The 12,749-nt window shown below is 68.3% G+C and carries 10 protein-coding genes and 2 pseudogenes; 7 read left to right on the forward strand and 5 right to left on the reverse strand.

The window, feature by feature from the left end; translation table 11 throughout:
* Positions 1–32 precede the first annotated feature (32 nt).
* A complete protein-coding gene (gene thyX / locus ACFQJD_RS10740) occupies positions 33–776 on the reverse strand; it encodes an FAD-dependent thymidylate synthase (RefSeq protein WP_379798125.1) in 744 nt (247 codons plus the stop codon).
* 73 nt (positions 777–849) lie between these two features.
* Between thyX and ACFQJD_RS10745 the strand changes: the two genes are divergently transcribed.
* Complete coding sequence (locus tag ACFQJD_RS10745) at positions 850–1,419, forward strand: MBL fold metallo-hydrolase (RefSeq protein WP_379798127.1); 570 nt, start codon at positions 850–852, stop codon at positions 1,417–1,419.
* Here ACFQJD_RS10745 and ACFQJD_RS10750 read toward each other — a convergent pair.
* Complete coding sequence (locus tag ACFQJD_RS10750) at positions 1,416–1,685, reverse strand: DUF5827 family protein (RefSeq protein ID WP_379798129.1); 270 nt, start codon at positions 1,683–1,685, stop codon at positions 1,416–1,418. The genes ACFQJD_RS10745 and ACFQJD_RS10750 overlap by 4 nt on opposite strands.
* 119 nt (positions 1,686–1,804) lie before the next feature.
* Entirely contained in the window at positions 1,805–2,404 is a 600-nt protein-coding gene (gene sod, locus ACFQJD_RS10755; RefSeq protein ID WP_379798131.1) for a superoxide dismutase, read from the reverse strand.
* 123 nt (positions 2,405–2,527) lie between these two features.
* Between sod and ACFQJD_RS10760 the strand changes: the two genes are divergently transcribed.
* The 3 genes from ACFQJD_RS10760 to ACFQJD_RS10770 are packed head-to-tail and all read left to right on the forward strand — an operon-like array spanning position 2,528 to position 3,697.
* Positions 2,528–3,313 carry an MFS transporter gene (locus tag ACFQJD_RS10760; RefSeq protein WP_379798133.1) on the forward strand — a complete coding sequence of 262 codons (786 nt, stop codon included), beginning with the start codon at positions 2,528–2,530 and terminating at the stop codon, positions 3,311–3,313.
* Positions 3,252–3,491: a hypothetical protein gene (locus tag ACFQJD_RS10765; RefSeq protein WP_379798135.1), complete on the forward strand. Its 240-nt coding sequence runs from the start codon at positions 3,252–3,254 to the stop codon at positions 3,489–3,491. Before ACFQJD_RS10760 ends, ACFQJD_RS10765 begins: the two co-directional genes overlap by 62 nt.
* Complete coding sequence (locus ACFQJD_RS10770; RefSeq protein ID WP_379798137.1) at positions 3,449–3,697, forward strand: hypothetical protein; 249 nt, start codon at positions 3,449–3,451, stop codon at positions 3,695–3,697. The genes ACFQJD_RS10765 and ACFQJD_RS10770 overlap by 43 nt, the downstream gene beginning before the upstream one ends.
* Here the strand turns inward: ACFQJD_RS10770 and ACFQJD_RS10775 are convergent.
* Positions 3,678–4,291, reverse strand: a pseudogene (locus tag ACFQJD_RS10775) (DJ-1/PfpI family protein). The gene ACFQJD_RS10770 and the pseudogene ACFQJD_RS10775 sit on opposite strands and share 20 nt — an antisense overlap.
* A gap of 128 nt (positions 4,292–4,419) precedes the next feature.
* Positions 4,420–5,805: pseudogene (locus ACFQJD_RS10780) on the reverse strand (cryptochrome/photolyase family protein).
* Positions 5,806–7,671: 1,866 nt separating this feature from the next.
* On the opposite strand from ACFQJD_RS10780, the gene ACFQJD_RS10785 reads away from it, so the two are divergent.
* The 3 genes from ACFQJD_RS10785 to ACFQJD_RS10795 all read left to right on the forward strand — a co-directional run bounded on the left by ACFQJD_RS10785 (position 7,672) and on the right by ACFQJD_RS10795 (position 12,549).
* A complete protein-coding gene (locus ACFQJD_RS10785) occupies positions 7,672–9,405 on the forward strand; it encodes a vWA domain-containing protein (RefSeq protein ID WP_379798139.1) in 1,734 nt (577 codons plus the stop codon).
* A gap of 133 nt (positions 9,406–9,538) precedes the next feature.
* The gene (locus ACFQJD_RS10790) at positions 9,539–11,038 is read left to right on the forward strand and encodes a SipW-dependent-type signal peptide-containing protein (protein WP_379798141.1); all 1,500 of its coding nucleotides are present in this window, start codon (positions 9,539–9,541) and stop codon (positions 11,036–11,038) included.
* 98 nt (positions 11,039–11,136) lie between these two features.
* Entirely contained in the window at positions 11,137–12,549 is a 1,413-nt protein-coding gene (locus ACFQJD_RS10795; RefSeq protein ID WP_379798144.1) for a hypothetical protein, read from the forward strand.
* Positions 12,550–12,749: the final 200 nt, after the last annotated feature.

Genomic DNA, 12,749 nt, shown 5'->3' on the forward strand with positions numbered 1-12,749 from the left:
TCGCACGAGCGCCGCAAATAGGTACGGGACGGTCAGGGCGCGAGGCGGTTCTTCCGGTTTTTCATGTGTTTCTCGTAGTGGTCGAAGGTGATGGGACACCACTCGGCGGCGAGGTCGAGGATCTCCTCGGTCAGCGTCCGGATCTCCCACTGGGCGTCTGCGGCCGCCCGCATGTCCGCGACGTGCATCAGCATCCGGGCGTTCATCGACATCACCATGTTGACCTCGGTGCCGATGGGGAGGACGAATCGGGCGTCCTCGGGCGGCATTCCGAGGTCCAGCAGCTCCTGGTACGCCTCGACCGACTGGCGCACCGACTCCCGGAAGAGCTCCTCGCGTTTCTCGACCGTCTCGGCGTCGACGGCACCCGTCTTCTGATTGCGACCGACCCAGTCGGGGTCGGTGGCCGACGGCGGCGTGACGACCATCTCGCCCGCCTCGACGGCCGCGGGGTCGACGTCGTCGAAAGAGACGTAGCGCATGCTCTGGACGTCGAAACTGACGTGGCGGTGGCGCGTGATCTGGGCCATACAGGACCGACTGACGCCCTCGACGGCGAAGGTGGCCTGGGCGTGTTCGAACGGGCCGAAGTGACCGTGGTCGAGGAGGTGACCGACGAGCGTCCGCTGTTTCTCCTCGAGGGTGTCGCCCTCGACGGACTCCATGATCTCCTCGAACGAGCGGTCGCCGACGAACTCCGACATGTAGTCGTTGCGCGCCGCCGTACAGATCGTGCGTTCCGGATCGGGCGTGGCTTCGAGCAGGCGAACGTCCATGGACGGGACGGGGACCCCAGCCCACAAAACGCTATGGGAACACCAAAGGGAGCGCGACGACGTACCACTGTCCGTGATACCGAACCTCGCTCGCGACGTCCGCGCGTTCACCAGCAACGCTTTCCTCGTGACCGGCGACCGGACGGTGGTCGTCGACGCCGGCGCGAACTTCGACGTCGTTTCGAAAATCCGCGACCACGTCGACGCCGTCGTCCTCACGCACACCCACTCGGACCACGTCGGCAACGTCGACGCCGTCCGCGACGCGTTCGACGTCGAGACGTGGGGGTTCGACCCCGCCCAGCCGTCGGTCGACCACGAACTGGCCGACGGCGACGACGTCCGGATGGGCGATCACGACTACCGCGTCCTCCACACGCCCGGACACAAAGACGACCACGTCTGTCTCTACGCGTCGACGGCGGAGGTCCTCTTCGCGGGCGACCTCGTCTTCGAGAACGGCGGCTTCGGCCGGACCGACCTCGACGAGGGCGACCGGGAGACGCTGATCCGGAGCATCGACCGACTCCTCTCGGTCGTCGACGAGGATCTGGCGGCGATGCACGTCGGTCACGGGCCGAGCGTCACCGGCCGGCCCTACGACGACATCGAACTGGCGAGTCGGGCCGCCCGCCTCGGTTAGTCCTCTTTCAGGCCGTAGTAGCCGGGGTCGGCCTCCGTCGGCGGTTCGGCCACGACCAGGTCGTCGGCGTTGTTCATGATCCACGGGATCGCCCAGTCGAGGAGTATCGCCTCGGTTCCCTCGTCGATTTCGGCGTCGGACTCCAGGCCCTGCAGGAGGCGGGCGATCTCGTAGACGGTGTACATCTGACCGGGGTCGAGCAACTCCGCCGGCGTGTAGAAGTCACACGGGTAGACGCCGTCGAACTCGGATTTCGGCCTCGGCATGGCCGCGCGTAGGGCGTCCGTCGCGTAAACGCTACCGGTCCGCGAACCCGAACGGGCGTGAGGTCGCCGTCGCGACGCCACTGGGTGGCCGGCGAAAAATCGAAGAAGGTAGACCGGGTCTACTCGAAGCGAGCGACGCACTCCTCGTAGCGGTCGGCGGGCTCTTCCCAGTCGACGACGTTGAAGAACGCGTCGATGAAGTCGCCGCGGGCCGGACCGTAGTCGTAGTAGTAGGAGTGCTCCCAGACGTCGAGCGCGAGGATGGGGTGCGAGCCCCAGAGCGCCCCTTGGTCGTGTTTGTCGACGACGACGTTCCGAAGCTGGTTCGAGAACGAGTCGTACACGAGGAGCGCCCAGCCGCCGGCGGCAGAGGCCGCGGCCTCGAACTCGCCTTTCCACGCCTCGTAGGAGCCGAAGTCCTCCTGAATGCGAGCGGCGAGCGCGCCGGCGGGTTCGTCGCCGCCCTCGGGCGACATACACTGCCAGAACAGCGAGTGGAGGACGTGACCGGAACCGTTGTGGGTGACGTTCCGAATCGCCCCCGGCGAGGAGCCGAAGTCGCCCTCCTCGCGGTTCGCTTCCAGTGTCTCCTCCGCGCTGTTCCAGCCGTTGACGTAGCCCTGATGGTGGGTGTCGTGGTGCCACGTCATCACCTGTTCCGAGATGTCGGGCTCCAGCGCGTCGTAGTCGTACGGCAGTGGGTCGAGTTCGTAGCTCATGGAATGAAACCTCCAGAAACAGAACAGTCGGAAACCTGTTAAACTTTGAGGAAGCGTACGGTAACACGACGCACACGTCGAAATGAGCAGGCCCTTGTACGTCCATCGACGACGACCCCGTCAATGCGTGAGTGGCGCGGCGTCGGACTGGTCGGCGGGTGGCAACTGACCGCGAGCGTCTGTTTCTACGCCATCTTCGCCGGCACGGCGTTCGTCCGCGAGACGTTCGGTCTCTCGCGGACGCTCGTCGGCGTGACGGTGACCGCGACCATGCTCGGCTACACGCTCCTGTTGTTCGCGATGGGGGCGGCGGTCGACGGCTACGGAGAACGGCCGGTGATGATCGGCGGTCTCCTCGGCCTCGGTATCGGCTCGGTCGGCGTCGCCGTCGCCCCGTCGTATCCGACGCTGCTCGCGGCGTTGCTTCTCGTCGGCGCGACCTACGCCACGGCGATGCCCGCGACGAATCGGGCCGTTCTCGCCGTCGCCCCCGACGGTCGGCGCAACCTCGCGATGAGCGTCAAACAGGTCGGCGTCACCGCCGGGAGCGGCCTGAGCGCCCTCCTCGTGACGGGCATCGCGGCGACCCGGTTCGGGTGGCGAGCGAGCTTTCTCGTCGTCGCCGCCCTCGCGTTCGTCGTCACCCTCGTCTTCGCCGCCGGCTACGACGGCGACGGCGGGTCGGGGGCGCTCGCCGTCCCCGACGTGCGGAGCCTGCTCGACTCCCCGGCTACCAGTTGCTCGTCGTCGCCGGCCTCTTTTTCGGGGCCGCCGTCTTCTGTACCACCGGCTACGTCGTCCTCCACCTCACGGAGTCCGTGGGCACGGCCGCCGGCGTCGCGGGGGCGTGCTCGCGCTGGTCCAGCTAACCGGAAGCGCGGGCCGCATCGGCGGCGGCGCGCTCGTTGATCGACTCCCGGCCGCCGACGCGCGGGCGAGCGCTCAGGTGTTGGTCGCGCAGGGCGTCCTCGCCACCGCCCTGTTCGTCGTCGTCGCTCTCGTCGAGACCCCCTCGCCGCCGCCCTCGCGTTCGGCGTCCTCGGCGTGTTCACCCTCGGCGTCCCCGCCATCTACTACTCCTGTATGACCGCGCTCGTCCCCGACGACCGGGTCGGCGCGGCCACCGCCGGCGGCCAACTGACGCTCAACATCGGCGGCCTCGTCGCGCCGCCGGCGTTCGGCTACCTCGTCGACACCGCCGGCTACGCGACCGGGTGGTACGCCCTCGGGACCTGTACCCTCGTCGCGGCCCTCTTCGTCGGCCGCCTCGCCGTTAGTCCTCGGCTTCGATGACGTCGCCCCGGCGGTCGTACTCCATCTGGGCCGCGACGTCCTCGGCGACCGCCTCGCCGGCGACGCGTTCGACGAGATGGAGCGCGAGGTCGAGACCCGAGGTGATACCCCCGCCGTCACCACGTCGCCGTCGTCGACGACGCGGGCGTCGACGACGTTCGCGCCCGATGCGTGAAGTTCGTCGAGCGCGCCGCGGTGAGTCACGGAGGGTCGGCCCTCAGTCAGACCCGCGCGCGCGAGCAACATCCCTCCGGTACAGACGCCCGCGACGGTCGTCCCCGCCGCGTGGAGGTCGCGCAACGCCTCGGGGATCGCTCCGCGTTCGGCCTCGGCGCGTGCACCGACCGGGCGGCGGTCGTTCCATCCGCCGCCCGGGACGACGACGATGTCCGCCGGGTCGTCCCGGGAGAGCGTCCCCTCGGGTTCCAGACGGAGGCCGTGAGCCGCCGTGATCCGGTCGGTTTCGAGGAGAGTGACGAGCGACGTGTCGAGGTCCGCACCGTTCTCCTCGGCCATCTCGAACACCTCGTACGGGCCGACGGCGTCGAGCTCGTCGAATCCGTCGTAGACGATTATCTCCACTCGTGTGTCCATAGGTACCAGTCCACGGGAGCGGGGATAGAGGTACCGCCGGGCAGAACCGCCCGGAGGATAGAGATACCGCCGGGTAGAACCGCCCGGAGGATAGAGATACCGCCGGACGAAGAGCGATCGGTCGTCGCCTAATCGTCGCCTCGTGCCGCCTCGAACATCGCCAGTGCATCCGCCCGGCGGTCGTCGTGGTCCACGACGGGGTCGAAGTAGTCGGGGGCGACCGCCTCGCGTTCCGCGGGCGAACAGTCGGGCCAGGAGTGAATCGTCTCGGGGGCGACGCCGCGGAGTTCGGGGACGTAGGTCGTGATGTACTCGGCGTCGGGATCGTAGCGTTCCCCTGCGTCGTCGGATTGAAGATCCGGAAGTAGGGCTGGGCGTCGGTGCCGGTGGAGGCGGCCCACTGCCACCCGCCGCTGTCGTTCGCGGCGTCGTGGTCGGCGAGTCGCTCGCGGAACCAGTCGTACCCCACCCGCCAGTCGACCATGAGGTCTTTCGTCAGAAAGGAGGCGACGATCATCCGCACTCGGTTGTGCAGGTACGCCTCCTCTCGCAACTGCCGCATTCCGGCGTCGACGATGGGGTAGCCCGTCTCGCCGCGTTTCCACGCCTCGATCTCCGCGGGGTCGTTTCGCCACTCGACGTCGTGTTCGTACTCGCGGTAATTCTCCGAGACGATCCGGGGTTCGGCGGCGAGGACGTGCGCGTAGAACTCCCGCCACGCCAGCTGCGACCGAAACTCCGTGACAGACGCTCGCGCCGCGTCGTCCTCGGCGTCCGCCATCGCTTCCTCCGTGACGGCGTACACCTCCCGGATCCCGACGGTGCCCCACTTCAGATCGGCCGAGAGGCGGGACGTCCCCTCGCGGGCGGGGTAGTCGCGGTCCCGCTCGTAGCGAAAGATCGGTCCGGTACAGAACTCGGCGAGTCGCCGCCGGGCCGCCGTCGTCCCCGCTTTCGGGGTCGACGCCGCGGGGTCGTCGAAGCCGAGATCGGAGACGGTGGGGAGGGGTCGCCGTCGGCGTCGGCGAGGGCGTCCGTCGGCGTCGGACGCGGGTCGGCTTTCTCTCGGTCGCGCCACTTCTCCCAGAAGTACGAGTAGACCGAGTAGTGATCGCCCGCGTTCGTCGTTATCGACCCCGGTTCGTGGAGGAGGGCGTCGTGAGACGCCTCCACCGGGACGTCGACGGCGTCCCGCACTGCCGTGTCGCGCCGCCGAGCAACCGCCGAGTAGTCCCGGTTCCACGTCAGGCCGTCGGCGTCGTAGCCGTCGAGCAGGTCCGGAAGGACGTCCCGTGGATCCCCCGGGCGACGACGAGGTCGCTCCCGCGCTCGCGGTAGTCCGCCCGGAGCGAGCGGAGCGCGTCGAGCATGAACCGGACGCGCGGCGCGCTCGCGTGAGCGAGGAGGGCGTCGTCGAAGACGAAGACGGGGACGACCGAGCCGTCGGCCGCGGCGGCCGCGAGCGCCCGGTTGTCGCTCGCGCGCAGGTCGCGTCGGTGCCAGTGGAGGTACATACGGGCGCTCTCGGCCGCCGCGGGCGTCAAAGTGAGGGTGAAAACGGAGCGAAGTCGGAAAGATTCGTCAGGCTGCGTCGCCCTCGAGGGCGGACGTGTCGAAGTCGGCTTCGAGCAGTCGCGCGCCGCAGTCGACGCAGTTCGCGGCGACGACGTCGTAGTTCCGACAGCACGACTGGACGACCTCCTGGGCGAGTTCGACCTCGCCGTCGCAGGTCGGGCACCGCTCCAGGAAGAGCCGGAGCGCACCGAGGACGCGACTGCGGTACGCGAGGGGGCGTCGGCCCACGCCGGGGAGCGGGCCGCGAGTTCGCGCGCGGCGGCGACGTCGGCGACGAACGCGGCGCGGGACTCCCACTGGCCGACGCGTTCCTGACCGAGGAGCGCGACGAAGGCGTCGCCGTGCCAGTCGATGCGGAACTCCTCGGGCGGAAGTCCCGCGAGGACGGCGAGTTCGTCGACGTCCGTCTCGCCGTCGTCGAGGCCGCGCATCCGGTCGTACCACGCCGCCTCGAAGTCGGAGTCGAGATCGAGGTCGTCGGCCGTCTCGACGACGACGCCGGCGTCGACGAGGAACGTCTCGACGTCGAGCGCCGCGAGATCTGGGGACAGGGAGCCTTTCTCGAAGACGGCAAGGAGCCGATCGGGGAGGTACCGGCGGGTGAACGCCGGCGTCCCGGGGACGAGGTAGCCGCGCAGGTAGACGGCGGCGACGGCGACGACGAACAGGACGAGACCGGCCGGCGGGACGAACGCGCCGACGACCACCGAGATGACGGCCGCGATGGCGAGGTTCGTGACGGTACAGGGGAGACACCGGTTCGCGCCGGTGTATTCGGGCTGTCGAATCGAGTCGACGAGGGTTGAGACGTGCATGTGTTGGTGTCCGTCGCGGGGGTCGGGCGTGGCGACGGTCACGCCGTTGTCGAGTATCGGATCAGCCGGTCGTGATCGAACGTGGACGGGCGAGTCAGCGCCGGAGCGTTCGGAGGACGCCCCAGCGGTCGGTCCACAGCTGGTAGCCCGCTGAGAGGGCGAACGTCGCGAGCGCGCCGCTGCCCAGAGCAACGGGTCGACGAGGCCAACGCCCGGGATGCCCGCGAGCGCCGTGACGATCACGACGAGGCTGAACACGCCGAGGCCGAGGTAGTACTCGCCCCACGTCACGCCCGCGCCGGTGACGACGTCCATGTAGCGATCGACGTCGCGAGCGCGGTCGAGGACGCGGACCTCGCTCCGGGTGCGGTCGTACTCGACGACGCCGAGCGCGTCGAGTTTGGGCAGGTGTGTCTGGTGGAGCGAGGTGTAGACGCTCTCGCGGACCTTCCGCGGCGCGGGGGACTGGCCCGACTCCGCGGTGGCGATGGATTCCGAGAGCGCACGGATCGTTATCGCGCCCGACGAGGACGAGCCGAGATGCTGGAAGATGGCCCGCCGCCGCGGATTGGCGAGAATCTGGTGGATCTGACATTCGGGTAGGGTGTGGCGTCGTACCTGAAACATGGTGAACTCCGTCGCCGTCCCGACCCGTGGCCGAGTGGCGCGTTGTCGACGTATGGGAGACGCGGCGAGGACATAGGTATGGACCGCCGTCCGCGTGTGCGGGACTGTATAGCCACCGCCTACCGAAACGGTAGGGAGTGTCTGTCCGTCGCTCGCAGACCGGTACGGTGTGGTTACGATGCCCGACGATCCCGTTGAAATAGCTGAATTCGGCGTTGTGAGGCGCTATGGAGGGCGTAGCCTCACGGGGGCAGTTCTTACCTAAGACCCCTCCCGGTAGAGTGGTAGCTGTTCCCGACCGCGGCAGTCCGACGCCGGACGACCCACTGCGGGCCTCGACCGACGGCGGGAGAAAACAGACCAATGACATCCGACAACCAATTCCGAATTTCGCGGCGCAAGGTACTCGCCGGGCTCGGCACCATCGGCATCGCCTCCGCGGGCGCAGGCCTCGGTACCTCCGCGTACTTCAGCGACGTCGAAACGTACGAGGACAACGTGCTCACCGCGGGCTCGCTCGACCTCAAGGTCGATTGGGAAGAACACTACTTCCACGACGCCGCGAGCGAGAAGGAAGGCCTCCAGAACGCCATCCGCCGCTCGCTCGACGGTGTGGCTAACGCCGACCAGTACGTCGGCTTCCCCGACCCCGAATCCCCGCTCGTCTACATCCACGCTGACGACGTCCCGGTCTTCATGGACAACACGACGCTCGAGTCGTACCCGGACGAAAACAACGACCGCGTCCAGGACGATCTCCTCGAATACGACGCGTGTGTCGATTTCGCGGACACGCCCGCCGACCTCGATCCGCGCGGCGACGACGCACTCCGCACGGCCAACGAGGACACGCTCATCTTCGGCGATGGCGAGATGCCCACGGGGTACAAACCGCTCGTCTCGCTCGACGACGTCAAGCCCGGCGACTTCGGCGAACTCACGCTCAGTTTCCACCTCTGTGACAATCCCGGCTACGTGTGGATGCAGGGCGAACTCCTCGCAAACGCCGAAAACGGCCTGACCGAGCCCGAATCGAAGGATCCGCAGGAAGACGGGACGTCGATGGGCGAACTCGCCGGCTCCATCCAGACGATGCTCTGGTACGACGAGAACGGCGACAACATCTACCAGAGCGGGAACGAAGGCGAACCTGTCGCGGTTCAGATCGTCCTCGACGCCTCCGGCTCGATGGAGGGGTCTCGCAACACCGAGGCCAAGACTGCAGCGAAAACGCTCGCCCAGGACGTCCTCACCGCCAACCCCGACAACCGCGTGGGCGTGACGTTCTTCAGTGGCGACGGATACGACGAGAGCGCGCAAGTGCAGCTGTCGGTCGGTAGCACGGACGACACTGACAGCGACACCGTCGACGCTCCAAAGGACGTCAGCGAAGTGCACGGTGTCATCGACACGCTCCCGGCGAACGGCAGCGACACTGCCATCGGAGAGGGCATCCTGACGGCCGACGAGGATTTCCAGAACGATCCCGACGGCCTCCAGCACGTCATGATTGTCATTACCGATGGCGAGAACAACGCCGGCCAGAATCCCGGTATCGCGGCCGATGACGTCACCGGCACCGACGCCGACGACTACACCGACGAGATCTTCGCGGTCGGGACCGGCGGCGCAACCGAGACCAGCCTCGAAACGTTCGCCCACCCCGTCGACGACGCACACGTCGGCTTCGCGGCCAGCCCCGCGGAACTCAACCAGATCCTCGGCCAGATCGCCCAGATCCTGGTCGGCGAGCAAGTGTTCTTCCGCGGCACCCTCCAGGAGATGTTCGACGTTCTCGAACAGAACCACGGCATCCCGCTGGACGGTAATCGCGCGACCGCCTACGACGAAATCGTCAACGGCGAAGTCAACGACGGCACGATGGAAGGTCGTGACTGTTTCGTCGACTCGACGACGAACATGGTCGGTTTCGCGTGGTGGCTCCCGGTCGACCACGCCAACGAGATTCAGTCCGACTCCGTGGAGTTCAACCTCGGCTTCTACACCGAACAGTGCCGCCACAACGACGGCAGCGGCCAAGCCGCCGAGCCCTCCCCGACGCCGACCCAGACGTCGACCCCGACGCCCCAACAGTAGCCGTCTCAGCGACTTCGCTGCACCCGTTGCACGCGACGGCCTGATTCACGCCCCCGACCCGCGCCCGGAAGCACGCCCGGCGGTTCGACTCCGCCGGCGGGTCCTCCCCGAACCGGGGACTCACGATTCGACCATGACACAACCGAAACGCACGTTCGATCTCAATCGGCGAAAGCTCCTCACCGGGCTCGGCACCATCGGCCTCGCCTCCATGGGCGCGGGCCTCGGCACCTCCGCGTACTTCAGCGACGTCGAGACCTACGAGGACAACGAGCTGACCGTCGGCGAGTTCGACCTCAAACTCGACTGGCAGCAGACCTACACGGGCCCCGAGGGGACGGTGTACGTCAACGCCTACCCGGATAGCTACGTCAACGACCCCGCGAATCCGGACCAACTCCAGCGCGACCAGATGGGCTTTCCCGAACAGGGATCAGACGCCGTCCGCGACCCGATCTTCACTCGGGAGGAGATCGCAGCGAATCTGTCGCTCGGCGTCGACGACCCGCAAGTGGAGTCGGTGTTCCGGAGCCAGTTCGAGGACGTCCCGGACTACTTCGCTCCGCTGGAACGCGCGCTCGTCGAGATAGACGACGTCAAACCCGGCGACGAGGGACGACTGAGCTTCAGCCTCCATCTCTTCGACAATCCCGGCTACATCTGGATGCAGGGCGTCCTGCTCGACGACGCCGAGAACGGCGTCAACGAACCCGAATCGAAGGATCCACAGGAGGACGACCCGCTCGGTCCCGACAGCGGCACCGCGACCAGCGGCGAACTCGCCGACGCGATCCGAGTCGACGTCTGGTACGACGCGGACTGCGACGGCGAGTACGACGGCGACGCCGACGACTACGTCTTCCGCGGGTCGCTCGCGGACGCGCTCTCCCTGCTCTCGTCGGGGACCGGCATCCCGCTCGATGCCGACTCGTCGACCCCGTACGCGGCGGTTACGGGCGACGACACCGACGGCGACGGGCTCCCGGACGCCGACCTCGGCGTCGCGGACGGCGTCAGCGGCGCGCGCGACTGTTTCGCCAACTCCACGACCTACTGCGTCGGCTTCCGCTGGCACCTCCCGGTCGACCACGCGAACGAGATTCAGTCCGACTCCGTTCGCTTCGACGTGGGTTTCTACGCCGAACAGTGCCGCCACAACGACGGCGCTGGCGTCGACGAGAACCACACGTACAGCACCGGTCTAGTCGACTGGGAAGTCGTCCAGAGCCCCGACGGCACGACCGGCGTCGCCCAGACCATCAGCGCGCCGAGCGCGTGGGACGCGGTCGCCTGCGCCGACTGGATCGACCCGTACGGAACCGGAGGTCTCGTCGCCGATCCGGTCGGGACGTACGTCTACGAACTGACCTTCGAGGCGACGGAACCGGCCGCACTGAACACGCTGTACGTCGACGCCTACGGGGCCGACAACTCCGTCGAGTTCTTCCTCGACGGCACCTCCATCGGCGGATCCAGCGGGGCGAGCGCGTTCGCCGACATCCCGTCGAACCCGACGATCGCCCCGGTTCCGAACGTCGAACCGGGCCAACACACGCTCAGAGCAGTCGTGGAGAACCACTCGGGGACCGGCGGGAACCCGGCCGGACTGCTCGTCTGCGTGCGACTCGCGTAGCCACCTGACTACCCCCGACCCACAGCGGCCTCGTGAACCCCGGAACGGGTTCGGCGGCGGTTCGACTCCGCCGGTGGGCCTCCCCACGCGGGAACTATATGACACGCGATACCCCTATTTCGCTCTCTCGTCGGACGCTCCTCGCCGGCCTCGGGACGGCCGGCGTAGCCGCGATTGGTGCCGGCCTCGGCACCGCCGCGTTCCTCAGCGACGGCGAGACGGCCCGGGTCGACCTCGTCGCCGGCGCGCTCGACCTCACGGTCGACTGGGAGGAACGCTACGTCGACGGCAGCGGCGACGAGGCGGCCGTCGTCCGCCCCCTCGGCGACGGCGATGCTCCCGGTCCGGGCGAGTTCGTCTGGCCCTTCGGCGAAGATCGGCGCGTCGTCACCGACCTCGCGAGGTTCGCGGACGCGACGGCCGTCGAGGCCTCCCCCGACGCGAACGACGACGGCCGACGCGACGCCACGCCCGACGCGCCCTGTGACGTGTACGCCGACGTGCCGTCGGGGCTCTCGTCCGACCTGCGGACCCGCGGCACGGTCGGCGGCCACCGCACCGAATCCGGTGATCCCCTGCTCGATCTCCCGGACGTGAAACCGGGCGATTCGGGGTCGCTCACCCTGAGTTATCACCTCTGTGGCAATCCCGGCTACGTCTGGATGCAGGGCGAACTCCTCGGGGACGACGAGAACGGGATCGTCGACTCCGAGATGGGAGCGCACGGCGAGGACGGCACCGCCGCCGGCGAACTCGCGGACGAACTCCTCGTCACCGTCTGGGACGACGACGGTGACGGCGTCCCCGGCGATGACGAACCCCTCATCGTCTCGGGGGCGCTTTCGTCGGTCGCCGCGCTCCTGAACACGGGACACGGGATTCCGTTCGGCGGCGGCGCAGTGACCGACCTCACCGGCGTCGTCGCCGTCGGCGACGGCGGCGGAACGCTCACCCTCGCAGCCGAGAGCCCGACGCCCGGCTACCCGACCTGCGGTGACCGGGGCCTGCTCCGCGCGCTCGACGTGGCCGCGGTCGACCTGTCGGCCGGCACCTACGAGACGCCCGTCGGTGACGTGACCGTGACGGCGGTCCAACCGGGCGTCGACGGCGTCGCGAGCGTCGACGTCACCGCCGCCTTCCCGATGCGGGCGGTCGTCGTCGCCGGCGAAGAGGCCGCGAACGTCTACGAATCCGCCGACGGTGCGACATCGGGGAGCGGCCTCTCGGCCCCGGACCCGCCGGACGGCGACCCGGGGACGATTCGCCGAATCGCCGTCTGCTACGCGGGCGAACCCGCGGACGGGACTGCGACCGACCGGAGCTGTTTCGCCGCCGACTCCGGCGGCTACGTCGGCATCGGCTGGTGGCTCCCCCGCTCCGTCGGCAACGCGGCCCAGTCCGACAGCGTGGCCTTCGACGTCGGCTTCTACGCCGAACAGTGCCGCCACAAGGACGGCGCTGGCGCGCCGACCGAACCGACCGACACAGGTGGGGCGAATGCGCCGGCGTGAGGTGCACGAAATATCGGCCGATCACCGGTATGGACGCCTTACCGACCGGAATATCCAGGTACGCGCACTATACCTATCGTCGGAAGCGTCGTCTCCTAACTCGGTCTGTCGGAGTCGAACCTCCGACGCCCGCGCGGCGGACGTGTCGAGTCGATCGACGCTGTCCCGGCCGGGTCGGCGGTTCGACTCCGTCGACGGGC

The sequence above is a fragment of the Haloplanus sp. GCM10025708 genome (assembly GCF_042663985.1).
GTDB classification, from domain to species: Archaea; Halobacteriota; Halobacteria; order Halobacteriales; family Haloferacaceae; genus Salinirarus; species Salinirarus marinus.

What these genes read in the sequence shown, in the direction of transcription:
- thyX (WP_379798125.1), bottom strand. Translation starts at nt 776, where the DNA reads ATGGACGTTCGCCTGCTCGAAGCCACGCCCGATCCGGAACGCACGATC.
- ACFQJD_RS10750 (WP_379798129.1), bottom strand. Translation starts at nt 1,685, where the DNA reads ATGCCGAGGCCGAAATCCGAGTTCGACGGCGTCTACCCGTGTGACTTC.
- sod (WP_379798131.1), bottom strand. Translation starts at nt 2,404, where the DNA reads ATGAGCTACGAACTCGACCCACTGCCGTACGACTACGACGCGCTGGAG.
- ACFQJD_RS10760 (WP_379798133.1), top strand. Translation starts at nt 2,528, where the DNA reads ATGCGTGAGTGGCGCGGCGTCGGACTGGTCGGCGGGTGGCAACTGACC.
- ACFQJD_RS10785 (WP_379798139.1), top strand. Translation starts at nt 7,672, where the DNA reads ATGACATCCGACAACCAATTCCGAATTTCGCGGCGCAAGGTACTCGCC.
- ACFQJD_RS10790 (WP_379798141.1), top strand. Translation starts at nt 9,539, where the DNA reads ATGACACAACCGAAACGCACGTTCGATCTCAATCGGCGAAAGCTCCTC.
- ACFQJD_RS10795 (WP_379798144.1), top strand. Translation starts at nt 11,137, where the DNA reads ATGACACGCGATACCCCTATTTCGCTCTCTCGTCGGACGCTCCTCGCC.